Source organism: Anaerorhabdus furcosa (assembly GCF_900167375.1).
Taxonomy (GTDB): domain Bacteria; phylum Bacillota_I; class Bacilli_A; order Erysipelotrichales; family Erysipelotrichaceae; genus Anaerorhabdus; species Anaerorhabdus furcosa.
Genome location: NZ_FUWY01000009.1, coordinates 1 through 24,313, shown reverse-complemented (window position 1 = coordinate 24,313; position 24,313 = coordinate 1). Strand labels below are relative to the sequence as shown.

Here is a 24,313-nt window from a genome sequence, read left to right as displayed (position 1 = left end):
TATTTCACTACTTATAGCGATAATCCAACAGATTTTTTTTATATCCTTTACTTTCCATTAAAGCTACTAATTCATCAAATCTTTCAATATTTAAATTTGTAATAATATGAGTGTCACTTTTCTTAGAAAAACCATAAGTAAGCACTGGTAATTCACTTAATGTATCTTGGTTGATACCAAATTCACCATCTTCTCCATAAAAATCGTTTAATACGGATTTTATCTCCAAACGTACTTCACGAATAATTTCAGGATCAGTTACAGTTCCTGTCCAATATTCTGTTGTATAACCTGTATTTGGATTCTTTTTTTCAATCATAACATCAACAAAATTCCAACGTGTTAATAAATATTCTTCAATACCAAAACCTTGAGTTTGAATAAATACATAACGAAATATATTTACACTTAATAATAGTCCTAAAAAGATCACTATTAATTTTTTATTGATACTAAATTTTCTAGTATAAAAACAAAATGCGATCATATAGGCAATAAACACAAACATATTCATCAACAAACCTACAAGTAAATATTCTCTAGAAACAACCGTTGTAAACAAACACAATGTAGTAACAACAAGTATACTTAATGGAAATATGAAGATGTTTGTTGTTTTTTTATTTGCTTCCTCACTACCACGTCGTTCAATATTTCTAATCGTATTTCCATATGATAATACTGCAACAATTAACCAACAAGTAATTGATACAAATTGGATTTTTATTTGCGTCATGTAATTAAAATTTTGTGGATAATCTGTAAGTTTTTCAATAGCATACATAAATGAACCCATTGATGATAAAGTTCGATCAGGAATAAATTCACTTAGTTCTAAAACATAAGTATTCATACTTATAAAATAACCAGCAGTATTCATTATTAGATAAGGTAAGAAAGAAAATATAATTATTGCCAATATAGAATCAACACTATTTCTACATTTTTCAATAATCCAAGCAAATATGATTTGGTTAACAAAATTCATTACTAACAATAGAGGAATAACAATAACTAATCCTTTAACAATAACCGAACCATCGATTAACCATCCCAATATAAGCAACCACACTGCATAAGAAAGAATTAGTGCCGAAACAATTGCGATAGAAAAGAATAATCTAGTTTTCCATATTGTTTTTTTAGTTAAGGGCAATGAATTCATTAATTCAGATTCTCCTTTACTATGAATATAAGTCAGGAAATATAAAGATGAAATCATAGAAAGTCCTATGGTAACATATCCAATGGATAGAAAAGTATTAGTGATGAAAAATGTTAAAGCAATTAATAAGGAAATAATAAAGAATACTTTTCTATTTTCCAGTGCTAGATGCTTAAAATATCTTTTATTTATCATTGTCTTCCTCCTTTTCAATTAGCATGTAATACTCTTCGAAACTTATAGATAAGCATTCATAAAACAATGGTTTAAGTTCCTCCATCATTTCAATCACTTGATTCTTATTGTACTTGCTTACAATTACACTGACTTTCCCAAAACTTTTGAAACTCAAAATGTTTTCTTCTTTAAGAATTAATTTTATGTTATCCATATCATCAGATATGACTTGTAATTTACAATAATTTTGTTTTAAATCTTGTACACTACCTTGTGTATAAATTGTTTTATCTAGAAAAATAAATTCATCGCAAATATCTTCTAATTCACGTAGTGCATGTGAGGAGACAATGACCGACATTTCCAATTCATCCATTTCCTTAATTAAGCAGTCTTTGAATATTTTCCTAATCTTTGGATCTAATCCATCAAAGACTTCATCGATTAATAATAGTTTGGGTTGTATAGCAAGTGCATAAGCTATTGATACCAATCGTATTGTACCTTTTGATAACTCATTTATCTTCTTAGTCGTATCTAACTTAAACGTCTTTACATAATGTTCAAATAATTCGTTATCGAATATGTAAATCGATTTGTAAAAATTCTTCATTGATTCTATTGTTGCGTTCATAGGAAACCATTGTGTATCAGAAATCATAAATATCTTCGCTTTTGCTTTATTATTTTCCTTTACCAGTTCTCCATCAAATGCAATTTCTCCATCAAAATCATAAATGCCTTGAATACATTTAAGAAGTGTTGATTTGCCTGCACCATTTGATCCAACTAAACCAACAATGGTCGAATCTTTAACTACAAAGTTACAATCATTTAAAACCAATTGATCCTCAAATGATTTTGATAAATGCTTAACTTCTAACATCTTATTTCTCCTCCATTTCATCGATGAGTTTCTTTAATTCCTCTTTACTTAATCCACTTGTCATACAGATGGTTGCAATTTGAAGAAACTCAGCTTCCAAGTGTTGAGAATCTATCTCTTTCATATCTCCACACACAAAGACGCCCTTCTTTTGGTATGTATAAACATAACCTCTTTCTTCTAGAATTTGATATGCTTTAACAACCGTATTCGGTGTAATACCTAATTCTTGTGCTAACATCCGAACAGAGGGTAATTTATCATTGGGATTTAAAACACCTAAATCAATAAACCGAATAATTTGGGTTATAATTTGTTCAAATATAGGTTCATTTCCTTGCAATGTAATTAAAAACATACACATTCTCCTTCTGTATCATTTGTATCATCTGTATCAACTGTATCACTAATATCTTAATTTTGTCAAATAAAAAAATGGGTTTCCCCATTTTACTTAATGTATTTACCTATTTTCTTTAAATATTTAAGTCTTTCTTGTTGATGACAATTACTTAACTTTGAAATTAAATCATAGATATCCAGTTTCTTTTCTGGTCTAAGATTTGAATTTTGTATCACTTCAAAAAATTCACTTGTTGCGATACTAAATCTTAAATCATCACGATTTTCAATTACTGATTTGAGTTCAACATACTCAGGAAGATCAATATTTTTTGCCATATTATAAATAACTCTCCTTTTCTTTGATAGGTTTAACAACGATACACTCTGTATTAAGTATACACTCTTCTATCAAAGTTTCAAAGTTGAATAGTGCTTCATACTCCTCTGCTCTTCTTATTAGAGGTTTTGTAACAGGACTTTTTGGTGTGAAAATTGTACAACAATCCTCAAAAGGAAGAATTGAGGTTTCATAAGTTCCTATCTCTTTTGACTTTGCAATAATTTCCAATTTATCAAATGTAACAACTGGTCGTATTACCGGTAGTTTAATTACATCATTAATGCATCCCATACTTTCTAGTGTTTGCGATGCTACTTGACCTAGACTCTCTCCTGTTGCTAATGCTAAGCAATGATTTCTAAGCGCTACTCTCTCAGCGATTCTAACCATCATACGACGCATGATTGTAATTGCATAAGATTCACTGCAATGTTTGTATATCGCTAATTGTAGGTCAGTAAAAGGCACTACATGAACTTTTATCCGTCCTTGATAACCTGAAACTAAACGTGCAAGCTCAAGTACCTTTTCTTTTGCACTATTTGATGTGTAAGGAGGTGATGAGAAATGAATTGCTTCTATTTCTACTCCTCTTTTCATGACATAATATGCTGCTACTGGTGAATCAATTCCCCCTGATAATAAAAGCATCGCTTTACCATTGACACCTACTGGATAACCTCCAGCAGCAGGATAAATCTTGCTTGTAATGTAAGTTGAATCAGCTCTTACTTCAACATGTAACTTAAAATCAGGTGTCTTAACATTTACTTTATGTTCCGTATTTTTCAAAATTACAGTTGCAACTGAACGATTGATATCATCACTTTTCATTTCAAATGTTTTATCACTACGATGTGCCACAACTTTAAATGTACCTACCTGTGTATCTTGTGCTATTTCAAGACATGCCTTTTGAATTGCTTCAATGTTTGTTTCAACTTTTTGCGTCAACGAAAAAGAACTAATACCAAAAACCTTGCTAATTCTTTCAGTTAATGGAAATGGATCTACACCATTTAGTTTTATATAAATACGATCATATGTATTTTTAAATTGTAACTCTGGACAATCTTCTAGCACTCTTTGAATATTTTTTGATAAACGATTGATGAAATCCTTTTTATTTTTTCCTTTAGTAGATAATTCGCCATAACGAATTAGAATAGTATCATACACGACCATATTTATCACAACTCTCTTTCAATATTTTTATAAATTCTTTGCATTCATCTAACGTAGTATGATAAGAAATACTAATACGAATACAACTATTTGCACGCTCACGTTCAAATCCCATTGCTTGTAATACCTTTGAAGGTTGCCCTTGTTTACTAGCACATGTGCTTTGTGCAGATACACATACCCCATGACTATTTAAAGCATTCATCATAACTTCACTTGGTATTTGTGGATATGAGAAATTAATAATATTTATAACACTATCCTTGGGACTATTAATACAAATACCTTCTATTTGATTTAATTCATTCAATAAATAGTCATGATGACTTTGAATCAAGTCATGATATTTTTTTTGATTATCCAATGCAAGTCGTAATGTCTTTGCAAACAAGATATGGACTAAGGCATTACTTGTACCCCCTCTTAAACCAAATTCTTGCTGACCACCACAAATAAGCGGAATCATTGGCACATGTCTCTTTTTAATTAAAATTCCACTTCCTTTTAATCCTTCTATTTTATGAGCACTAAAACTTATACAATCAATATTCTTAGTATCAATATCTATTTTTCCTAAAGCTTGTACTCCATCCACATGAAAATAAGCATGTGATTCTTTCTTCACGATTTCTTTTATTGCTTCAATTGGTTGAATCGATCCCACTTCATTGTTTACATACATAATCGTAACTAAGACCGTATCTTCTCTTAATGCTTCTCTTACACTAGAAGCACTTACTTTTCCATCTTTATCTACTGGTAGATAGGTAACATCATAACCAAATACTTCTTCTAATTCTTTGCATGTTTTGTATACACTTGAATGTTCTATTTGTGTTGTAATGATATGTTTTTTATCTTGGGAAGAAAAGACAATTCCTTTGATTGCCATGTTGTTCGACTCACTTGCTCCGCTTGTAAATAGTACTTCATTCGCCCTAACACAAAAAGTGTCTGCAATAGCAAGACGACTTTTTTCTATCATTTGTTGTATTTCGACCGATGCATCATATAAAGCATCACTGTTGTAAAACTTTGTTTTCAGCAAATTACAATAAGTTTCATAAACTTCTGGATGCAATGCTGTTGTACTTGCATTATCGAAGTAGATTTTAGGCTGCACTCTTCGCATTCTCCTTGATTAGTGTTTCATATGTACCTGGATGAATTTTTTCAATTGTTGCAATTGCAATTGTTAGAGCTTGCGTATATTCACCATTTCTAAAGCACAATTCTGCACGTGTTAATTCTGAATCAATATCAGCATAAGTTGAACGATACTTATTACCAAATACAATTGTATTTTCAACCATAACTGCCATACCAACTACATTGTTTACATTGTTATATAATTTATAGATATAATCGATTGCATCTTTTAAAGTTGCATTTAGTAATTGTACATTTAATGGTGTATCATCAATTAATGTTTCAATACTACGAATATAATCAAATGCTTTATCTAAATCTGAATTATAAGTGTCAGATATAGCAGGTAATCGATTCTTACGAATTTTAACTTGCATTTCATTCATAATTAATTGAAGTTTAAGCAATTGTTTCTTCGCTCTTTCTTCATCACTATGTGCATTATCCATCACTTCTTTAATTTTTGCGATTTCTGTATGACAAACATTGATATCTTGTAATAATTCTTTTAACAAATATAAGTTTTCTACTGAAGATGAATCCGATTGTTGAACACTTTCTACAACACGTTCTTTCTTTTCAACAAGTTTATTGAACTTTACTTCTTGTTCTGCTATTTGTTCTTTTAAATTACCCCATCCAAATCGACTACCGAGTTTTTCAAATGTTTCATTAATAAATTGAATTGCTTCTTTAGTTTGGATTGTAACATTCTCTACTTCACTAATTGCATTTTGAAGGTCATCATAAGCAACACCCTCTTTACTAATTTGATCATTTAATTGCAATAAACGAGTTTTATAATTTAATAAATGTTCGCTAACTCCTGTGCATTCTCCATTTTGTAAACTATCTAAGTCATTTTTCAATGCATCAGTAATAACAATTAAATTCTTTTCAATTTCAAGATGAGCTAAAGATACACCTTTCTTTTGTAAGATAGCATTGTTACGAGCAACTTCATCAACAAGATTAGGAAGAACACCTCTTGCTTCTTGTAATAAATCAGGTAAATCATTAATTAACAATTCTAAATTAATAATAGAGCCCTTAATTTCTTCTAATTTAGCACTAGCCTTTTCAAATTCAGATGCATACATCCACTCTTCAAAAGCAGAAAACATTTTTTCTGTTTCTTGGATAACACCTTCAATTTTATTCCAGCTAAATGATAAAGATGAACTATTTTCAAAAGCAAAAGCTTTTAATTCTCTAAATTTATCTTTGAATCCAGTAACTTCTTGTCTTTGTGCAGTTTCTTTTTCAAGAATTGTATCTAGGAAAGCATCCATCTCGCTTACTTGCTTTTCCCCTAATACCATCATGCTATCAAGATCTAATAAACCCTCTTTTACTTGTTTGTTCTTATTCATCAATAAGAAATCTTCAGTATCCGCAAGCAATTGAGAAATTTGTTTTAAGTTTGATTGAACTAAATCAAAATCATCCTTACAATTGGTAACACTTTGCATTACATCTTGATTTACGCGTGCAATCGCAACCGCTTTATTCAATTTATAAGGTAAAGGTACACTCTTAATCGAGTTGTAACGTACTTCGTAATCACTTAAGCGCTTCTTTAGTTTACTTGATTGCATCTTTCTAATCACAAACCATACCACTAATATTATAATTAAAGCCACTAAAGCAATAATGACGAATTTATTTGATAAGAAATTTAACACTGCTTCCATTATTTTATCCCTTTAATCTTTCCTCTATCATTCTATCATAGTTCATGTAACAATTTAAGTAAAACTTACTGAAAATTTTCATCTTTATGCTTATTTTATTGACTTTTATAGGGTTATTTGCTATTGTTATTAAGCGTCAAATGATGGCAGCTTACAAAGTCAAGTAACCCGCGTTTGTATCAGTAATAACTGTGATTCAAGTAACTAGCTGCAATTAGCGAAAGAATCTAATACAAACACACTACTTATCGATGATTTGTACCTGTTGTTGTTTTAGCCATAAAACACAAGGAGGAATAAAAATGGCAAGAATTAATGGACCAGTTTGGAAAACGTCTCGTCGCTTAGGCTTTTCAATTCTAGAAACTGGTGAAGAACTAAAGAAAAGAGCATACGCTCCAGGACAACACGGTCCTACTAAACGTATTAAATTAAGCGGATACGGTACTCAGTTAAGAGAAAAACAAAGAATTAGACATATGTACGGCGTAAATGAACGTCAATTCTATAACACATTCAAAAAGGCAACTAAAATGTCTGGTGTTACAGGTCATAACTTCTTATTCTTATTAGAATCTCGTTTAGATAACGTGGTATATCGTTTATGTTTCGCACGTACTCGTCGCGGAGCTAGACAATTAGTTAACCACGGGCACATCTTAGTAGATGGTAAAAAAGTTGATATTCCAAGTTTCATCGTTAAACCTGGATCAAAAATTGAAGTTAAAGAAGCTAGCAGAAATATGCCTAGCATCGCAGAAGCTTTAGAAGCAACATTAAATCCAGTTGCATTCGTTACAATTGACAAAGAAAAGAAAGCTGGTACTTATGTACGCCTTCCTGAACGTAATGAATTAAACACTGAAATCAATGAACTTCTAGTAGTTGAATATTACAACAGATAACATTAAAACTCGCATATGCGAGTTTTTCTTTTACTTAAATCAACTTAAAAAAAAAAAAAAAAAAAAAAAGACACCCGAAGGCATCTTTAGTCCATATGACGTTTAATGATAATAGAAATAATATCTGCCGCAAGTTTTGGATCTTCATTACAAACTACATATTTGTATTGACCTACCATATCTAACTCGCGATTTGCTTTCGCAAGACGTTGTTGAACAATTTCTTCTGGTTCCGTATTGCGCCCACGAATTCTCTTTTCTAATTCTTCCATGCTAGGAGGTACGAGGAATATTGTAAGTGCATCAGGACATTTTTCACGTACTTGAATACATCCTTGAACTTCAATTTCTAATAATACATTCTTCCCTTCATCACGTAATTTATTTACTGTTGATAAAGGTGTTCCATAATAATTTCCAACAAATTCTGCATATTCTAATAATTCACCATTTTTGATTGCTGATTCAAATTGATCACGACTTACGAAGTTATAATTAACCCCTTCAACTTCATTTGGTCTTTTCTCTCTTGTTGTTAATGAAACTGAATACGCTAATTTCAAAGAAGGATCATCTATAAATTCTTTTAATACTGTACCTTTTCCTACCCCACTTGGACCACTCAATACTACCAATAGACCTCTTTTCACTTTAACTTCCCTCCTTGTTTGTATGTAATTAATTGTACAAAGATTGACCGCTTAAAGCAAGCGAAAGTCATCTAGAATTGTGGGGTTTCAAATATGGCATTAGATGGAATATTATTACATAAAATCGTAAGTGAAATAAAAGAAGAATTTCCAGCAAAGATTAATAAGATTTATCAAGTTTCAAACTCAGAAATATTGTTTCAATTAAAGTGTCAATCAGGTCGTAAGAACCTGATTATTTCATGTCATACAATCTACAATCGACTTAACTTAACCCAGAGAAATTATCCAACACCAGAGGAGCCATCTTCTTTTGTTATGCTTTTAAGAAAACATTTAGAAGGAGCTGTAATTCAAAGCATCATTCAAGGTGGATTGGATCGTTATGTAAAACTTGAATGTTCATCACGCAATGACATTGGTGATAAAGTAACACTTTATCTCTATGTAGAGCTTATGGGTAAGTATGCAAACTTAATCTTTGTTGATGCTAGCGGTAAGATTATGGATGCTTTAAAACGTATTCCTCCTTTTGAAAATAACCGAAGAACCATTCAACCTGGTGCAATGTTTAAAGAAACTGAAATACAAGATGGTAAGAAAGATCCATTTACTTCTTCCACCTACGATCATGAATTAACACTCACAAAACAATTTCATGGATTCTCTCCCTTCTTAAGTAAGGAAGTTGAGTATCGCCTTGGACATGATGAATCATTTTCAAATATCATGAAAGAAATTGAAGATTCAAACTCACTCTATCTTGCAACTGTAAATAATGAAACCGTATTTCATTGTATTCCTTTAACACATCTTGAACAAAAATCTAAGAGTTACCCTTTACTCGAAGGCTTAGATACAGTTTATTATCACAAAGAAGAACGCGATCGTATAAAAGATTTATCTGGCGATATTTATCGCTTTGTAAATAAAGAGTTAAAACATCTAAAACAAAAACTACCAAAACTCGAATCATCTCTTGTAGAATCCTTAGATTGCGAAAAATGGCATACCTATGGGGATTTACTCTATGCACATCTCCACTTAAATACAAAGGGAGAAAACAAAATACAATTACCTTCTTTTGATGATAATTCTCTTATCGAAATACCACTTGATCCTAAATTAGATATCAAAGGCAATGCAAAAAAATGCTTCCAAAAATATACAAAAGCAAAAAAAGGTCAAATCTATATTCAAGAGCAAATTGATTTATGTGAAAAAGAAATCGATTATTTTGAAGGTATTCAAGAACAACTCGATTTGAGTACATTTGAAGATGCCAAAGAAATTAATCAAGAACTTGTCGAACTTGGATATTTAAAGAAGAAGGATTCTAAAATACGTAAACAAAAGAAAAAAGATACACTTCCAAAAATTAAAAAAATTACTCTAGCAAATGGTATCCAGATTAGTTATGGTAAAAATAATCTTCAAAATGAAGCCCTTACTTTCAAAATCGCAAATAAAAATGACATGTGGTTTCACACCAAAGATTTCCATGGTGCCCATGTCGTTGTTCATGCAACTGATTTAGATGAAGATACCTTGCGTACTGCAGCTATGCTTGCAAGTTATTATTCAAAAGGCAGAGAGTCTAGTAGTGTTCCTGTAAATTATTGCCAAGTAAAAAACCTAAAAAAAATACCAGGTGCTAAACCTGGTATGGCTTCATTATCAACTTATAAGACAATTTACATTGATCCAAATGAAGAGTTTATCTTGAACTTAGAAAAATAATTATTTTCCTTCGTTTGCCAGTTGTCTTAATTGTTTAACTTCAAATGGTTTAAGTAAACGAACTTGTCCTGGTTTTAAATCATTTACCATTAAATTCCCTAGACGTTTACGATTTAATCGTTTTACTTCAAACCCAAAATATTCAATCATTCGTTTTACTTGGCGGTTCCTACCTTCTTGAATTGTTAATTCTAGAAGCATGGAACCTTTTTCTATGTTCTTGTTGATTACCGCAACTTTTGCAGGTAACGTCATGCCATCTTCTAATTCAATTCCTCTTTCAAGTTGTTTAAGTTGTTCTCCTGTAAGAATACCATTAAATGATACTTCATACGTTTTCTCCAAATGACTTCTTGGATGAATAATTTCATTCGCAAATTCACCATCATTGGTTAATACCAAAACACCTGTCGTATCAAAATCAAGTCTGCCTACAGTAAATATTCTTTGTTCTACTCTAATATAGTCCAAAACAGTTGGTCTACCATGCTCATCATGCAGCGTACATAAAGTATTCTTTGGCTTATTCATTACATAATATACTTTATTTTCTTTATTTATTTGTTTGCCATCAACTTCAATTGTTGCACCTTTTCTCGCTTGATATCCCAATTGTGTAATAACTTGTCCATCAACTTTTACTCGTCCTTGAACAATTAATTCTTCTGCTTTTCTTCTTGATGTAATTCCGCTTGCAGCTATAATTTTTTGTAATCTTTCCATGACACACTCCTTAATGATGATTTCGTGCACCCCAATATGTTGACCCTGATTTGGAAAAATCATTGGTCAACATACAGAACACCTCAATCTCTTTATTTAATTTTCTTTCAATTTCTTCACATGCACTGCAGCGTTTATGTCCATCAACGCAACGATAAACCCCATTCTCCAATGCCGCTACTTTTACTGGAATAATAATTCCTCTTTCTTCAATACTTTCAATTAAATCTTCTGTGATTTCTACTTTATTGTATTGAATCATCTTCAACGGTATCTTTTTGTTGATCATGAATTTTCTTCCTTCTTCTTTTTCTAAGCAATGCATCCACACCAACAATAGCTCCTAATAGGATTGCTAATCCAAATAATCCTGCAGCAATTAACGCTGGAATATCTGCATCACTATTATCAACGCGAACAGTTTCTATAACATCATCTATGATGTATTCATTGGTAGTTGTTCTCGATACAAGCATAAACTCACCAATTGCAGGAGTCATAAATTGTATGTAATTATTTGTTTGTTTTGTATAGCACTTCACAACTTCACCATCAACATACAATAATACTGTAAACAACTCATTGTCTTTAGCACCCTCTGGCTTCTTTATCGAAATCAATACTGGTGTATTTAGTTCAAAGTTATCCAAATTCTTTTGTGTTTTTATTGCAAATGAATCTACTACTTTATACCCATTTCCAACCGCAACAGCTTCCATTAGTTTTTCATGTTCCTTGTTGATGGAATTTTTCACAATTAATTTGATTGTATCTTTTAAATATTTTTTATCCAAAGAATCTCCTAAATCAATTGAAAGAGATAATCCTGAAATGGATGCATCCAAATCATTCTTATAAATGACATAATGAATTCGATGATTAATTGCTTTGTATATAATGCCATCAAGTGCCCTTAGTTGAGGTTGTGTAAGATAAGGTACCATATACTCATCCATACGTTGTTTAAGCGCTAAGACACGTTCAACTTGCTCAGGACTTAATTCTTCTAATTCACTCATTTCCTCTAAAACCAGGGTGATTTCTTCTTTTAATTCTTGTCTTATTGTATCCAATTCTTTATTCACTGTTATTGGATAAGATATAGTTTTACCCGCAACACTGACAATTACTTCTTGATCTCCTTCAGTTTTCAAATCAAAATTTGATACCATTGACGTAGAGAGCTCTACCTCTTCTGTTGTTTGATCAGTAAAATTAATTTGAACAATACCTTTATCAATATTGATTCTATCATTCCATTCAAAGTCTTGTATTGGTAACTGTTTCATCTCAATAGAAGCTACATCCTTGTATTGTGCTACATATGTTGTTTCTTCACTAATTGGCGCTATTTCCTTATCCCAACCAACAAAGTAAGCATTCTCTTTTGTAGGTACTTCAATTACAGGTGTTCTACCCATTTCTAAAGCATAGTGAATACTTGTAGAATCATCTTGAAATACTCCACCATTTGCATCAAATGTTACACCCACTAATTCCTTTTGTCCAAGTTTATCCATATTAAGTAAAAGTTGAACATCACTTTGTTTAATATAAGCAATATTATTTAAATAATCATAGTAATACATCATATCTACTTTTGATTCTTCATTTAATGTTGCCTCAGATTGTATTTTATACCATGTACCTTCAGCATTTGTTATTTCATCTAAAATCACAAATGCAAAATCTGGATTTTTACCTGTTGAATAGAGAATTGTAGACGTTGTTGAATCATATTGATATACCTTAACATCCTCTTGACTCGTCTTTATACCTAAAGCAACAGAATTATAATCCTTAAATCCAAATGCTTCATCAATGTTCAAATAAAACTGTGCCGCCTTTTCTCCCCAATATGGATCAGAGGCATAAGAGACATTCATCCCATTTGCTTTATTACCAAAGAAACTACCATGGAATTGAAAACGAAATGGATTTGCATAACTTCCAGAGATGTAATATTTGGCATGGCTATAAATTGATGAATTCACACCAAAATAGCGTGATGCATTTTTCTCTACATCAGAATCATATGCAGCATGTCCAAATAAATTATTTCTTGTAAATGCTAAAGAACTTCTACCTATCGCTGTTTCATTCATAGATAATCCAATCATCATTAATGCATTGGCACCATATTGATATTGATATTGAAAGAAAGAATCTTCTTCATCATAGAATTGTGAACGATTTAATGTATCATCTGCTGAATCTTTATCCATGTCCAAATAACTTGTGATTTGATGAGAAACTTGCAATGTATTTCTAAAGTAATCTAATACCTCTTCATAGGTAACATTAGTTAGAGTACGATGACTAACAAACTGGTAATAGTTATAGTAAGGTTCATTTGGATTTACACTTGATGCACGTGATGAAGCTTTTAAATCATCCAACATCACCCACAAGGAGTCATTATTGTAGAAATAATGTCCATCATAGCTATAGTATTCAACATCACTTTCTAAATAACTTGGCGCAGGTCCATTATTAATTAGAGCTGAATAAAAATCAGAAGAAAATGATTGTTTTATTTGATGATATAAGTACCCTTCTTTAACAACATAAGTTGAACTTCTTGAAGGAAGCATTTCTAGTGGATAAATTGTTACATCATCGATATTTACCCATCCTGCAACTCCAGAAATCATCATCATGACTTTAGTACCAGATTCATTTGTGCCTAAGTATGCTGCATCTGCACCATAGCAACCATTAACATAGTTAGAACCATTATCAATGACATTTCTAAATTCAACATTATAATCGCACGCAGGTGTACTCTTAATGCTGATAAGACCATATTCTGCTTGGAGAACCTTTCCATTTTGAACAATTGCAACATTGTTGTAGTTGGATGCTTCTCGATTATAAATAGCTAAAGCACTTTTGTAATTTTTTGCTGTTTGCAATATATTTACAACATCTTTTTCAATTGAAACAATCGAAAAATCTTCCGAAACAACGAAATCACTTGTAGAAAGTGCATTCACTTGAATAGGAAGAAGTCCTAAAACGAATACGATGATCAAAATACAATATTTTTTAAACATGCTTTACCTCATAACTTTATATTTTCAATTTCATGCAAGCGAATCTTATTATCTGCTCCACATCCAAAACCACCTAATTTATGATTGGATGCAATAACACGATGACATGGGATAAGAATTGCAATTGGATTTTTATTGCATGCATTACCAACAGCCCGACATGACTTGGGACGCTGAATCATTTTGGCAATCTCACCATAACTTCTTACCTCTCCATAGGGAATTTGTAACATTGCATTCCAAACATCTTTTTGAAAGCTTGTTCCTTCTACTTGTAATGGAATTGTAAATTCTTTTCTTGAACCATTCATGTATTCTAATATTTCTTTTTCAGCTTGTAACAAGAGCGGAGTATTATCATGATAAGAAACGGTTGCATCAACAAAATTTAGTTCTATTAAAGCACCATTTTCTTCAACCAGATTTAAACGTGATACAGTTGTCTTTATCGTTCTTTGCTTCATATTAAAATCTCCCGTCTAATTATAGCATAAAGCAGTATAATTGCCCATTTCCAATAAAAATAAGTAGATATTCTACTTATTCTCTTTAACTCTAAATTTTACTATATCAGTGATTAACTTTTTAGGTAGTGGTTTATCCAAAGGAAATTGAATTGCTCCCTTAGAATGCTTATAATCATCTAAACGGTCTAAAAAGTGCTCCACTCCACTTGCACCTGGATAAAGTCCAATATGATGTTTTCCCATCGCAAAATGCACTAGATTTCCATTTAAATAAAAGGTAGGCATTGCCCAGCTTATTTTTTCATCTGCCATCGGAGCCGCCTTCTTTATAATGCCATAAATTTCAATCAATTTTTCTTGATGTGATTTAGGACAACTTTTTATATAATCATCAATAACACCCATTCATTTGCCCTCTGCTTTCTAGATTCATCATAGCGATTTTAGATAACGAAAGCAATTCATATCATTCTAAAACCTTTTAAAATCCAAATAAGAATCAATACCCATATTGCAAAAATAGGTAGAGCATAATACCATTCCTTTTTAGGTCTCTCAACTAATGTTTTTTTCTTACACTCTTCCAATACTGTTTTTGGTACACTTTTAATGGTTAAATACACCAATAAGGGCAGAACTAGTAAATCATCAAGATATCCAAAAAAAGGAATAAAATCAGGCACTAAATCAATGGGTGATAAAGCATATCCTATTGTGACATAAGCCAATACTTTAGTATACAAAGGTGTATTTGAATCTTTTAATATAACAAAAACAAGTTCAACATCCTTACGAAGTTGATTTAATCTCTCTTTAATCTTCATTTTTCTTTGTCTTACCTATAAAAATACCGATAGCTTCACCAACTGCACCCAAGACACCATAAACAAAGGCATAGATAAGTGCACTTTCATTCATAAAAACAAAGACACTTGGAATAAATACAATTTCTAAAATAAGTAGAAAAAATATATCGAATTTGCCATGAGCATAACCAAACATGATGGATTCTATTAAAACACATAGAGGTGTAGCAATCAACAAAATGAACATCGCTGAGCCAGTATCTTCGATTAAAAATTGGAAACCAAAGAACTCCAAAATAAACAAACCTATATATATGAAATACGTTTTAAGTTTCATTTTTTCATTACTCCTTCTTTCCCCATTATATCAAAGTAATATCATCAAAGATATAAATCACATTGTTGGTTTACACAATTGATTAATTTGCGTATTTATTATTTGATACTCATGTTCAGAAGATAAAATGATTAAATAATCACCTTGAAGAATCTTAAAATCACCATTGGGTACAAATTCCTTGTCACCACGTCGTATGCCTACAATGAGTAACCCCTCTGGCCACTGAATATCCTTAATTTGATTACCTGCAACTTCACTCCCTAATTCCACCACCATTTCAAGAATCACTTTGTCCTTCTTTTTAGTATGGGATAAAATCGGATCAATTAATCGTTCCAATAACATCTCATAGATAGGTGATGTCTTAAGTAAATCAGATGTAAGTAGTGCAATAAATGCAACTGATGCAACAGGTAATAAATGCACAAGTGATCCAGTCATCTCAACCATTAAAAGAATACTTGTTATCGGAGCTTTAACCGAAGCTGCCATTACCCCTGCCATAGTACAAATACAGAAGACCGATACCATATCTGGCGATACACCGAAATGAAATCCCAGCTGTGCTATTAGACTGCCAAGTAGTGCACCCATTGATAAAATCGGCATGAATATCCCACCTGGTATCCCACTACCAAAACTTGTTGTTGTAAATATCATCTTGCAAACAAGCATCAAACATAATACCCCAATACTCATTTGTGCTGTTTCTGATAATTGAACTAAATTTTGTCCTCCACCCAAAACTTGTGGTAAGAATAGTCCAAATGGTAATGCAATAAGCAATGCTATGATGGGTCTAAAAACTGGTGGTAATTTTGCATATACTCTCCCTGATCCAAGCAATAGTTTTTGAACCAAGACACCAACTAACCCCGAAATTATTCCTAGTGGTATTAACCAAAAATACTGGGTAAGAGGAAATTGTGATACATCCACATAACTTAAAACAGGTTTTAAACCAAATATAACTTTTGATACAACATCTGCCGTTAAGGCCGCTGTTGTTGCTGCAATTAAGATATTTGGAGAGAATGAGCGATGTACCTCTTCTAAAGAAAAGATAATTCCTGATAGTGGTGCATTAAAAGCAGCTGATAATCCCGCAGATGCCCCCGCAGTAATCAAATAGTTTTCTTCCAACTTATTCTTGCTCAGTTTACTTGCAATTATATCTCCTCCACAAGCCCCTATCTGAATAGAGGGTCCCTCTCTTCCTAAAGATACTCCAAAGAATGCACTCAGTATACCTGCTAAAAAACGTACAGGAATAATGAGAAAACTCTTCATTTTCCTGCCATATAATAAAACACTTTCAACTTGTGGAATTCCACTACCTTTCGAATCCGGTGATACTTTTACTAAATAGGAAATAAAAACACCAATACAAACTATAATCAGTATCCAACCTACAATGTAAATTGGATTCACTTTAAGAAAACGATAAATATCAATGGATTTCTCTGTTGCATACTCTATTCCCATTCGATAGAGCGCAACAATAAACCCTGCAAATAATCCTACAATTATTCCTTTAAATGTCACATTCCATTTTAGTTTATTTAAATCTGAATAAATTTCACTTACACTTTTCTGACTCATATAAACCCCCTTGAACTCTTTTATTTTACGCTTCTTTCACTAAATATCAAATTAGATACAAAAAAGAAAAGTGATGTTCGATTTCACATCACTTCTGCTTTGCTTCATAAATACAATTCTTACCATTGTCTTTTGCATAATATACTGCATTATCTGCATACAAGATAGCATTTTCCAAACTACTAACACAAAATAAACCATTATGCCACAAACCAATACTAACGGTTACATAACCTAAATCACTATCATTGCGTGGTATTTGTAAATCGCGAATAGATTGTAGTAACTCATTTGCAATTTGATTTGCATCAAATTTCTCTTTCCCTACCTTCACAATAAGGAATTCTTCACCACCATAACGAACTGCATTAGCGTCATATTTATCACAAAAATCTTTAATTACTCTTGTAATACTTTTTATACATTCATCACCTTGAAGATGACCATATGTATCATTGTATTGTTTAAAGAAATCAATATCTAGTAAAAGACACATCGAGTAATTTTCTTCACATATGTATTCATTGAACATTGGGTATACTTTTTGATGCAAATAGTGGCGATTATACAATCCTGTCAATTGATCAACATGTGCCATTTCTTCAAGTTTTTGATTTGTTTGTTTGATTTCCTCATATTGGTTTTCAATGATTTTACGATCTAAAAACTCGATGGCGATACTGCGATAATATCGAAACGAAATATAAATTGAAAGTACAGTAACAAAAATACTATTGATGACTACTCCAAATAAGCCCTCATGACTACCAAATACTAAAATCATCGTGACCAACATCACCCAAGTCGATGAGAAAATAATTAAACTCTCAAGAGGTGATAGAAGAAGTACCGCTGCCATTGTAGGTAGTAAATAACTAAATACGGATAAATCATTCCCCTTCATTTGCCCTAGAAAGGTAATCCCCATTAACCAAATACAAATAAGGAAGCAACACACTCTTCTTAACCAATTTAATAGTTTATATTGTTTTGTACGATAAGCATAGCTATACAAAAATACTGCCACTATCGTAACAATCAATAAATAAATATAAAGTGATAAGTAAGCTATTGTACGGAAATTGCTCAAATCCAAATGTTTATTGGATAAAAACAGAATAATCATTGCGACTTGTGTTAGTGCAACTACAACCGAAATATTTCTTTCAGTTAAATACACTTTGTTTGGAAAATAATTAATAAATTCCTGTTTTTCTTCTTTGGACAAGATAAATATTTTCTTCCAAATACGATCTTTAATTTTATTCATTTCAGTCTCCTCAAAACATAACCACTCCGAAAGCCACTTACTTAGATAGTATACTCTTTTTTAAAAGACGAGAGAAGATTTTTTTACTATTTGCTCTTATTAGTAATAATCGCTATAATTTTCCTATATATGAAGGAAAACAATATGAATAGAATACCTGGAACTCAAAAGAAAATAGTTGTTGGATTAATCATTATGATTTTTTCAATTGCGACTGCTACACTTATTGGTTATTTCTTTGAAAGCATAAAAATACCTGAGACAAACATTGTTATCGTTTATATTCTTGCAGTTTTAATTACCGCAAGATTCTCACAAGGTTACCTTATGGGTGTACTTTCATCCATTATTGCAACACTAACCTACAATTACTTTTTTACTGCTCCTTATTTCTCACTTTCAGTTTATGACCCAAACTATTTAATCACTTTTGTTATTATGACAATTACTGCGATTATTACCGGTACCTTAACATCAAAAACACTACAAAGTGAAAAAGAAGCAAAAGAGAAAGAAGTAGAATCAAATACGTTATATCACTTAACAAACTATTTAACTGATGCCGTTGACATTAAAGAAATTGCCTCTGTTGCAACAAGTGCTATTAGTGGCTTTCTTGCATGTAATGTTGCTTGCCTTTGCTTTGATTTTCATGGTAATCCTGAAGAAACTTACATTCAACAAGAAGATGGTAGTCAACAAATCATAAAAGCAACAGAAAATATTGAAGAAATACGAAAACGAATAGAAAACTTGCATGCAATTGTTGATATCAACGAAGAATTTTATGACTTCCCAATTTACGGAAGAGAAAATATTCTTGGGCTAATACGAGTTCCTACATCCCATGCCAAAAAATTAACTGACTATCAAGTAAAACTTGTTCATACAATGACCGAAAATGTAGCTTTGGCAATGGATCGTTTCTATGGAATTCAAGAGCATCTACGACTAAAAGAAGAAGCTTCTCAAGAAAGATATCGCAGTAACTTACTTCGAGCAATTTCACATGACTTAAGAACTCCCCTTGCAACAATTATGGGTAATTCTGAACTTCTTGTTTCACTAAGTAAAAAGAAAGATGTTATTCACGATATATCCAATGATATCAACAAAGAAGCAGACTGGCTTTATGGACTTGTCGAGAATATTCTTAGCCTAACAAAACTTCAAGATTCTAAATTTCAACTTAAACATGAATATGAGGTTGTTGAAGAAGTATTGAGTGTTGCGATTCAAAATATAAATCGGCGTTATCCAAAAATGGAAATCAATGTAGCTATGCCAAATGAGGCGGTACTTATTCCAATGGATGCTAAACTCATTGCACAAGTACTTACTAATCTATTAGATAATGCTGCAAAGCATAACAAATCACATAAGCCAATTGATATTACCATTAAAAAATTAGAAACAACAAGTGAAATTGAATTCACTATCCGTGATTATGGAAATGGGATTAACGAAGATGACTTACCTCACTTATTTACAATGTTTTTTATTGGCAGTAAACAACGGGTTGATGCACAACATGGCATCGGTATCGGTCTTGCAATTTGTGATGAAATTATTAGAGCACATCATGGTACAATTCAAGCAAGAAACTGCACTGCTGGAAAAGGTGCTGAGTTTATATTCACACTTCCAATGAAGGAGAAAGAATCATGACAGTTAAAACAAGAATACTTATTGTAGAAGATGATAATAAAATTAGTAACTTCATTAGTTTTGCACTACAACAAGAAGGTTTTATTACTCTTGCAGCAAAAAATGGTCAAACCGCTCTTTCACTCCTTGTATCAGAGCAAATTGATATCATGTTACTTGATTTAGGATTACCTGATTTTGATGGAATGGAAGTTTTAAGAAAAATCCGTGAATGGTCTGAAATTCCTGTTATCATCGTTTCAGCTCGTGACCAAGATAAAGAAAAGGCAATGGCTCTTGATGCAGGTGCTGATGATTATCTTACAAAACCATTCTCTGTTACAGAGTTGCTTGCACGGGTAAGAGTTGCACTACGTCACTTTTATCGCCAAAACAATCAAAAGATACAAAATACAATAAAAGTGAAAAACTTAGAGATTAACTTTGAGAAAAGACTTGTTTATTTAGCTGATAAAGAAATACATCTAACACCTCTTGAATATAGTTTACTTTCGCTCTTCTTTAAAAATGTGGGGAAAGTATTAACCACAAGTTATATAATTAAAGAAGTTTGGGGTGTAGGCTATGGTGAAGATACACAAGCACTTCGTGCTTTAATGGCTGGATTAAGAAGAAAAATTGAGCAAAATCCTGCTAAACCTATTTACTTACTGACCGAAATCGGTGTAGGTTATCGCCTAATTGATGAATAGAATCATGAATGGAATGGAAAACATTCCATTTTTTCTTTCTCACAAGTTTCTCACACGATCTTCCCCTTTCTCACATCCCACTCACACGATATAACTTAAGATAAGACTATCAAGAAAAGCTTGATAGGGAGAAAGAATATGGAAACAATCAATACAAACGAAGCACTTGGACAATTATGTCAACAAGTTAAACAATTTCTAAATGAGAAAAAATACAGTGAATGTGAAGCAATCATACGCAATGCTATGCAATCTTACCCACATGCTCCACAACCTCATAACTTATTAGGGTTACTTTTAGAAGATAGTGGTGAACATCCAATCGCAATGAAACATTTTAGAGCTGCATGGGCTCTTGATCCTTCTTATTTACCTGCAAGAGTAAATCTTGAAATCTATGGTACATTCTCAAAATGTCATACTCGTGCATTTGATGAAAATGACTGCATTGAAAATAAACGTATTAGAAAAAAATACAGTTTAATTTAAGGTGAAAGACATGAGTATATTTAATGGAAAAATAGATGAGTCTACTCTTATTGTTGGATGTGGAAGACTTGGAGCAAGCCTTGCAAATATCTTCTCTGAGAAAGAAGAAAATGTATTAATTATCGATAATAGCAAAGATTCCTTTCGCAAGTTATCACCTTCTTTTACTGGTTTAACTATTGTAGGCAATGCAATTGATTTTAATGTGTTAAAGGAAGCACAAATTGATAAAGTAACGACGATTATTTGTGTAACAGATAATGATAGTACTAACATTATGACAGCCCAAATCGCTAAATCCATGTATCATGTTGAAAATGTTATTATACGTCTCTACGATCCTGAAAGAGCTTGTACATATCAAGATATGGGCTTTGAAACAATACTTCCCGCAATCTTATCCACCGCAGAAATCACAAAAAGATTAGATAAGAAAAGAGGTATTCTATGAAAAAGAAAGTAGTCTTAGTTGGTGGCTATCAAAAAACCTATGCACTTGCAAAATCCTTAAGAACTAAAGGTTATGAAATTACGATCATTAACCTTAACTACCAACACTGCATTGAATTTGCACAAATAGAAGATATTCATATTTTACATGGTGATGGTACTCGCCCTTACATTTTAGATGATGCAGGTATTTATGATTTTGATTTAGCCATTGCACTAACAAGACGTGATGATGATAATCTTGTAATTTGTGAATTATGTAAAAAGAAATTCAACGTAAAACGAACTGTTGCATTAGTAAATGATCCAGAAAAAGTTGATTTCTTTTATAAGATGGGTATCGATTCTGTTGTGTGCTCCATTACAACGGTAACAAATTTAATTGAACAACAAGCACTAATGGATCAAATGTCTTCTATTTTCGAATTAAATGGAGGAAAAGTAAAAATAACTCAACTTGCGATCCCTAAAACTGCACCTGTAGTAAATAAAAAATTATGGGAATTAAACTTACCACAAGAAGTAGTCATCGGTTGTATTCTGCGTGGAGATACAAACATCGTCCCTCGTGGTGATGTTAGAATTCATGAAGGAGATATTCTTGTTATGATCGCATCTGATCAACAACAAGCACTTGCAGTTAAGGAGTTGACGGGTAAATGACAGATTTAAAACTCCGTTTTAAAGAAGGAAATTATGTTGGAAAACTAATGATATTAATTGGTGTCTTAATTTTAATTCCAATTATTGTAATTCCTTTCTATCCTCAAGATGCGAAATACTTATTTGACTTTTTACTTCCTGGTACTATCGCTATTTTTAGTGGATTTATTGTTTGTTTATTCTATAAGAAAAACGAAGACTGTACTCATGTACAATCAAATTTACAATATGGTAGTATCACGATTATCTTCATTTGGGCTTTTGGTGTTCTTATGGGTGCTCTACCCTTTATCATCTCAGGACAACTTCGCTTTACACAAGCGCTATTTGAAGCTGTAAGCGGTTGGACTACGACAGGTTTATCTGTTCTAGATGTCACAAACACTGCCCAAATTTATTTGTTTCATCGTAGTTTTATGCAATTTTGTGGTGGCTTAGGATTTGTGATGATGATGATTTTACTTGTTCATGGTAAACAAACCATGAATCTATATAGTGCTGAGGGACATCCAGATAAAATTTATCCCAATCTCAAGAAAACAGCTCGTGTCATATTTACAATGTATATGTCATTTATGATTGTAGGTACACTTCTTTATTGGTTTGCTGGAATGAGTTTCTTTGATGCAATCAATCATTCTATGTGCTCATTATCAACTGGTGGATTTTCAACAAAACTAAATAGTATTGGTGAATACAATAGTCTTTCTATTGAATGGATCACAATTTTGCTTATGATAATAGGTACTACTAACTTTGCAGCCCTACTGATACTTACAAAAAGAAAGTGGAAACAGTTTTTAAGCATTAGCGAAGTAAAATTTATGTTCATTATTTTCTTAGTTTCTATACCATTAATTGCTATTTCACTAGCCCTACAAATGAACCTAAGTTGGCTAGACGCACTAAGACATGCTGCATTTAATGCGGTATCAGCCTTATCCACAACAGGTTATGCCACAATGAACTTTGCAACTTGGCCACAATTCTCAATCACAATTTTAATACTTCTAATGTTTATTGGAGGTGGCATTGGCTCTACTGCAGGAGGACTAAAAATATCTCGGTTTTATTTGATGATAAGAATTAGTTGGATGAATCTAAAAAGAAAAATCGTTCCATCGAGAACAATTAACGTTGAAACATATATCAAACCTCAAGGAAAGAGTCAAATTGATCAAACAACAATAATGGATACAGTTTCCTTCTTCTTTTGGTATACAGTTATTTATGTTGTTGGCTCGCTTCTAGTCACATTGACTGCAAATACATCCTTAATCGAAGGTATGTTTGAATTTGCATCAGCACTTGGTACAGTAGGACTTTCAATTGGTATCACAACAATGACAACAAACAATGCTACACTTATTGTAGAAATGCTTGGTATGTTATTTGGACGATTAGAAATCTTCATTATTCTTATTGGATTATATTCAAGTTTTACTGCTATAAAAAACAAATTTGTTCGTGTTAAATAGAAAAAAGATATTCAAATTTAATTTGTAAACTATACCCCGTAAGGAAGACACTAGATAAAAAGTGACTACCTTACGGGGTTTCAGTATACTTTAGAAGAGGAAAGAAAATATGGGAAGAAATTATTTTAGTAAAGAACAAATAGAAGAATTAAGAAAAAGCAAGTATGTAAAGAAAATCAGTGAAGCAAATGTACGATTTACAGATGATTTTAAGAATGAATTTACAGGTTTACTCAATACAGGAGCATCACCAATAGAAGCACTAAACAAATTAGGAATTAGCCCCAAAATATTAGGACCAAAGCGAGTTGGTTCATTGACAACTAGAATGCGGGAACAAGCAATGCGACCTGAAGGATTTAGTCGTAAAGAG

The 24,313-nt window shown here is 32.0% G+C and carries 25 protein-coding genes and 1 pseudogene; 9 read left to right on the top strand and 17 right to left on the bottom strand.

What is annotated here, in order from left to right; all coding sequences use genetic code 11:
• Positions 1 to 7: 7 nt before the first annotated feature.
• From B5D14_RS11435 to B5D14_RS11405, 7 genes are all read right to left on the bottom strand, one after another.
• Positions 8 to 1,360, bottom strand: a complete 1,353-nt coding sequence (locus B5D14_RS11435) for a hypothetical protein (protein WP_078712769.1) — start codon at positions 1,358 to 1,360, stop codon at positions 8 to 10.
• Complete coding sequence (locus tag B5D14_RS11430; protein WP_159443802.1) at positions 1,350 to 2,228, bottom strand: ATP-binding cassette domain-containing protein; 879 nt, start codon at positions 2,226 to 2,228, stop codon at positions 1,350 to 1,352. The genes B5D14_RS11435 and B5D14_RS11430 overlap by 11 nt, the downstream gene beginning before the upstream one ends.
• A 1-nt stretch (position 2,229) precedes the next feature.
• Positions 2,230 to 2,586 (bottom strand): GntR family transcriptional regulator, encoded by a 357-nt coding sequence (locus tag B5D14_RS11425; protein ID WP_159443801.1) that lies wholly within the window; start codon positions 2,584 to 2,586, stop codon positions 2,230 to 2,232.
• Positions 2,587 to 2,678: 92 nt separating this feature from the next.
• A complete protein-coding gene (locus tag B5D14_RS11420) occupies positions 2,679 to 2,909 on the bottom strand; it encodes a hypothetical protein (protein WP_078712766.1) in 231 nt (76 codons plus the stop codon).
• Between the two features lies 1 nt (position 2,910).
• The gene (gene thiI / locus B5D14_RS11415) at positions 2,911 to 4,098 is read right to left on the bottom strand and encodes a tRNA uracil 4-sulfurtransferase ThiI (RefSeq protein ID WP_078712765.1); all 1,188 of its coding nucleotides are present in this window, start codon (positions 4,096 to 4,098) and stop codon (positions 2,911 to 2,913) included.
• Complete coding sequence (locus tag B5D14_RS11410; RefSeq protein ID WP_078712764.1) at positions 4,085 to 5,230, bottom strand: cysteine desulfurase family protein; 1,146 nt, start codon at positions 5,228 to 5,230, stop codon at positions 4,085 to 4,087. The genes thiI and B5D14_RS11410 overlap by 14 nt, the downstream gene beginning before the upstream one ends.
• On the bottom strand, positions 5,211 to 6,941 hold the full coding sequence (locus B5D14_RS11405; RefSeq protein ID WP_078712763.1) for a septation ring formation regulator EzrA: 1,731 nt from the start codon (positions 6,939 to 6,941) through the stop codon (positions 5,211 to 5,213). Before B5D14_RS11405 ends, B5D14_RS11410 begins: the two co-directional genes overlap by 20 nt.
• A 302-nt stretch (positions 6,942 to 7,243) precedes the next feature.
• On the opposite strand from B5D14_RS11405, the gene rpsD reads away from it, so the two are divergent.
• Positions 7,244 to 7,846, top strand: coding sequence for a 30S ribosomal protein S4 (gene rpsD / locus B5D14_RS11400; protein WP_078712762.1), 603 nt, complete (start codon positions 7,244 to 7,246; stop codon positions 7,844 to 7,846).
• An 86-nt stretch (positions 7,847 to 7,932) separates the two neighbouring features.
• Here the strand turns inward: rpsD and gmk are convergent, their stop codons facing one another.
• Positions 7,933 to 8,496 (bottom strand): guanylate kinase, encoded by a 564-nt coding sequence (gene gmk / locus B5D14_RS11395; RefSeq protein ID WP_078712761.1) that lies wholly within the window; start codon positions 8,494 to 8,496, stop codon positions 7,933 to 7,935.
• 93 nt (positions 8,497 to 8,589) lie between these two features.
• Between gmk and B5D14_RS11390 the strand changes: the two genes are divergently transcribed.
• A complete protein-coding gene (locus tag B5D14_RS11390; protein ID WP_078712760.1) occupies positions 8,590 to 10,236 on the top strand; it encodes an Rqc2 family fibronectin-binding protein in 1,647 nt (548 codons plus the stop codon).
• Here the strand turns inward: B5D14_RS11390 and B5D14_RS11385 are convergent, their stop codons facing one another.
• The 9 genes and pseudogenes from B5D14_RS11385 to B5D14_RS11345 form a co-directional block, all read right to left on the bottom strand.
• Positions 10,237 to 10,959 (bottom strand): pseudouridine synthase, encoded by a 723-nt coding sequence (locus tag B5D14_RS11385; protein ID WP_078712759.1) that lies wholly within the window; start codon positions 10,957 to 10,959, stop codon positions 10,237 to 10,239.
• Positions 10,960 to 10,969: 10 nt separating this feature from the next.
• Entirely contained in the window at positions 10,970 to 11,248 is a 279-nt protein-coding gene (locus B5D14_RS11380; protein WP_159443800.1) for a ParB N-terminal domain-containing protein, read from the bottom strand.
• Entirely contained in the window at positions 11,205 to 14,015 is a 2,811-nt protein-coding gene (locus B5D14_RS11375) for a glucosaminidase domain-containing protein (RefSeq protein WP_078712757.1), read from the bottom strand. The genes B5D14_RS11380 and B5D14_RS11375 overlap by 44 nt, the downstream gene beginning before the upstream one ends.
• A gap of 8 nt (positions 14,016 to 14,023) precedes the next feature.
• On the bottom strand, positions 14,024 to 14,479 hold the full coding sequence (locus B5D14_RS11370) for a methylated-DNA--[protein]-cysteine S-methyltransferase (protein ID WP_078712756.1): 456 nt from the start codon (positions 14,477 to 14,479) through the stop codon (positions 14,024 to 14,026).
• A 72-nt stretch (positions 14,480 to 14,551) separates the two neighbouring features.
• A complete protein-coding gene (locus tag B5D14_RS11365; RefSeq protein ID WP_078712755.1) occupies positions 14,552 to 14,887 on the bottom strand; it encodes an iron chaperone in 336 nt (111 codons plus the stop codon).
• Between the two features lie 229 nt (positions 14,888 to 15,116).
• Positions 15,117 to 15,240 (bottom strand): annotated as a pseudogene (locus B5D14_RS12460) (YkvA family protein); the annotation flags it as partial.
• Positions 15,241 to 15,295: 55 nt separating this feature from the next.
• On the bottom strand, positions 15,296 to 15,625 hold the full coding sequence (locus B5D14_RS11355) for a hypothetical protein (protein ID WP_078712753.1): 330 nt from the start codon (positions 15,623 to 15,625) through the stop codon (positions 15,296 to 15,298).
• Positions 15,626 to 15,682: 57 nt separating this feature from the next.
• On the bottom strand, positions 15,683 to 17,230 hold the full coding sequence (locus tag B5D14_RS11350) for a ClC family H(+)/Cl(-) exchange transporter (protein ID WP_078712752.1): 1,548 nt from the start codon (positions 17,228 to 17,230) through the stop codon (positions 15,683 to 15,685).
• An 88-nt stretch (positions 17,231 to 17,318) separates the two neighbouring features.
• Positions 17,319 to 18,500, bottom strand: a complete 1,182-nt coding sequence (locus tag B5D14_RS11345) for a GGDEF domain-containing protein (protein ID WP_143254443.1) — start codon at positions 18,498 to 18,500, stop codon at positions 17,319 to 17,321.
• A gap of 144 nt (positions 18,501 to 18,644) precedes the next feature.
• On the opposite strand from B5D14_RS11345, the gene B5D14_RS11340 reads away from it, so the two are divergent.
• The 7 genes from B5D14_RS11340 to B5D14_RS11310 form a co-directional block, all read left to right on the top strand.
• The gene (locus tag B5D14_RS11340) at positions 18,645 to 20,168 is read left to right on the top strand and encodes a DUF4118 domain-containing protein (protein WP_078712751.1); all 1,524 of its coding nucleotides are present in this window, start codon (positions 18,645 to 18,647) and stop codon (positions 20,166 to 20,168) included.
• A complete protein-coding gene (locus B5D14_RS11335; protein WP_078712750.1) occupies positions 20,165 to 20,860 on the top strand; it encodes a response regulator in 696 nt (231 codons plus the stop codon). The genes B5D14_RS11340 and B5D14_RS11335 overlap by 4 nt, the downstream gene beginning before the upstream one ends.
• A gap of 138 nt (positions 20,861 to 20,998) precedes the next feature.
• A complete protein-coding gene (locus B5D14_RS11330; RefSeq protein WP_078712749.1) occupies positions 20,999 to 21,349 on the top strand; it encodes a hypothetical protein in 351 nt (116 codons plus the stop codon).
• 10 nt (positions 21,350 to 21,359) lie between these two features.
• Positions 21,360 to 21,800, top strand: a complete 441-nt coding sequence (locus B5D14_RS11325) for a potassium channel family protein (RefSeq protein WP_078712748.1) — start codon at positions 21,360 to 21,362, stop codon at positions 21,798 to 21,800.
• Entirely contained in the window at positions 21,797 to 22,462 is a 666-nt protein-coding gene (locus B5D14_RS11320; RefSeq protein WP_078712747.1) for a potassium channel family protein, read from the top strand. The genes B5D14_RS11325 and B5D14_RS11320 overlap by 4 nt, the downstream gene beginning before the upstream one ends.
• Entirely contained in the window at positions 22,459 to 23,940 is a 1,482-nt protein-coding gene (locus tag B5D14_RS11315; RefSeq protein WP_078712746.1) for a TrkH family potassium uptake protein, read from the top strand. Before B5D14_RS11320 ends, B5D14_RS11315 begins: the two co-directional genes overlap by 4 nt.
• Before the next feature lie 109 nt (positions 23,941 to 24,049).
• Positions 24,050 to 24,313, top strand: a 264-nt coding sequence (locus B5D14_RS11310) for an HTH domain-containing protein (RefSeq protein WP_078712745.1), incomplete at its 3' end; no start/stop codon positions are given.

What these genes read in the sequence shown, in the direction of transcription:
- B5D14_RS11370 (WP_078712756.1), bottom strand. Translation starts at nt 14,479, where the DNA reads ATGAAGCAAAGAACGATAAAGACAACTGTATCACGTTTAAATCTGGTT.
- B5D14_RS11380 (WP_159443800.1), bottom strand. Translation starts at nt 11,248, where the DNA reads ATGATCAACAAAAAGATACCGTTGAAGATGATTCAATACAATAAAGTA.
- B5D14_RS11340 (WP_078712751.1), top strand. Translation starts at nt 18,645, where the DNA reads ATGAATAGAATACCTGGAACTCAAAAGAAAATAGTTGTTGGATTAATC.
- B5D14_RS11405 (WP_078712763.1), bottom strand. Translation starts at nt 6,941, where the DNA reads ATGGAAGCAGTGTTAAATTTCTTATCAAATAAATTCGTCATTATTGCT.
- B5D14_RS11425 (WP_159443801.1), bottom strand. Translation starts at nt 2,586, where the DNA reads ATGTTTTTAATTACATTGCAAGGAAATGAACCTATATTTGAACAAATT.
- B5D14_RS11320 (WP_078712747.1), top strand. Translation starts at nt 21,797, where the DNA reads ATGAAAAAGAAAGTAGTCTTAGTTGGTGGCTATCAAAAAACCTATGCA.
- B5D14_RS11325 (WP_078712748.1), top strand. Translation starts at nt 21,360, where the DNA reads ATGAGTATATTTAATGGAAAAATAGATGAGTCTACTCTTATTGTTGGA.
- thiI (WP_078712765.1), bottom strand. Translation starts at nt 4,098, where the DNA reads ATGGTCGTGTATGATACTATTCTAATTCGTTATGGCGAATTATCTACT.
- B5D14_RS11345 (WP_143254443.1), bottom strand. Translation starts at nt 18,500, where the DNA reads ATGAATAAAATTAAAGATCGTATTTGGAAGAAAATATTTATCTTGTCC.
- B5D14_RS11435 (WP_078712769.1), bottom strand. Translation starts at nt 1,360, where the DNA reads ATGATAAATAAAAGATATTTTAAGCATCTAGCACTGGAAAATAGAAAA.
- B5D14_RS11355 (WP_078712753.1), bottom strand. Translation starts at nt 15,625, where the DNA reads ATGAAACTTAAAACGTATTTCATATATATAGGTTTGTTTATTTTGGAG.
- B5D14_RS11430 (WP_159443802.1), bottom strand. Translation starts at nt 2,228, where the DNA reads ATGTTAGAAGTTAAGCATTTATCAAAATCATTTGAGGATCAATTGGTT.
- B5D14_RS11350 (WP_078712752.1), bottom strand. Translation starts at nt 17,230, where the DNA reads ATGAGTCAGAAAAGTGTAAGTGAAATTTATTCAGATTTAAATAAACTA.
- rpsD (WP_078712762.1), top strand. Translation starts at nt 7,244, where the DNA reads ATGGCAAGAATTAATGGACCAGTTTGGAAAACGTCTCGTCGCTTAGGC.
- B5D14_RS11365 (WP_078712755.1), bottom strand. Translation starts at nt 14,887, where the DNA reads ATGGGTGTTATTGATGATTATATAAAAAGTTGTCCTAAATCACATCAA.
- B5D14_RS11375 (WP_078712757.1), bottom strand. Translation starts at nt 14,015, where the DNA reads ATGTTTAAAAAATATTGTATTTTGATCATCGTATTCGTTTTAGGACTT.
- B5D14_RS11315 (WP_078712746.1), top strand. Translation starts at nt 22,459, where the DNA reads ATGACAGATTTAAAACTCCGTTTTAAAGAAGGAAATTATGTTGGAAAA.
- B5D14_RS11410 (WP_078712764.1), bottom strand. Translation starts at nt 5,230, where the DNA reads ATGCGAAGAGTGCAGCCTAAAATCTACTTCGATAATGCAAGTACAACA.
- B5D14_RS11420 (WP_078712766.1), bottom strand. Translation starts at nt 2,909, where the DNA reads ATGGCAAAAAATATTGATCTTCCTGAGTATGTTGAACTCAAATCAGTA.
- B5D14_RS11385 (WP_078712759.1), bottom strand. Translation starts at nt 10,959, where the DNA reads ATGGAAAGATTACAAAAAATTATAGCTGCAAGCGGAATTACATCAAGA.
- B5D14_RS11335 (WP_078712750.1), top strand. Translation starts at nt 20,165, where the DNA reads ATGACAGTTAAAACAAGAATACTTATTGTAGAAGATGATAATAAAATT.
- B5D14_RS11330 (WP_078712749.1), top strand. Translation starts at nt 20,999, where the DNA reads ATGGAAACAATCAATACAAACGAAGCACTTGGACAATTATGTCAACAA.
- B5D14_RS11390 (WP_078712760.1), top strand. Translation starts at nt 8,590, where the DNA reads ATGGCATTAGATGGAATATTATTACATAAAATCGTAAGTGAAATAAAA.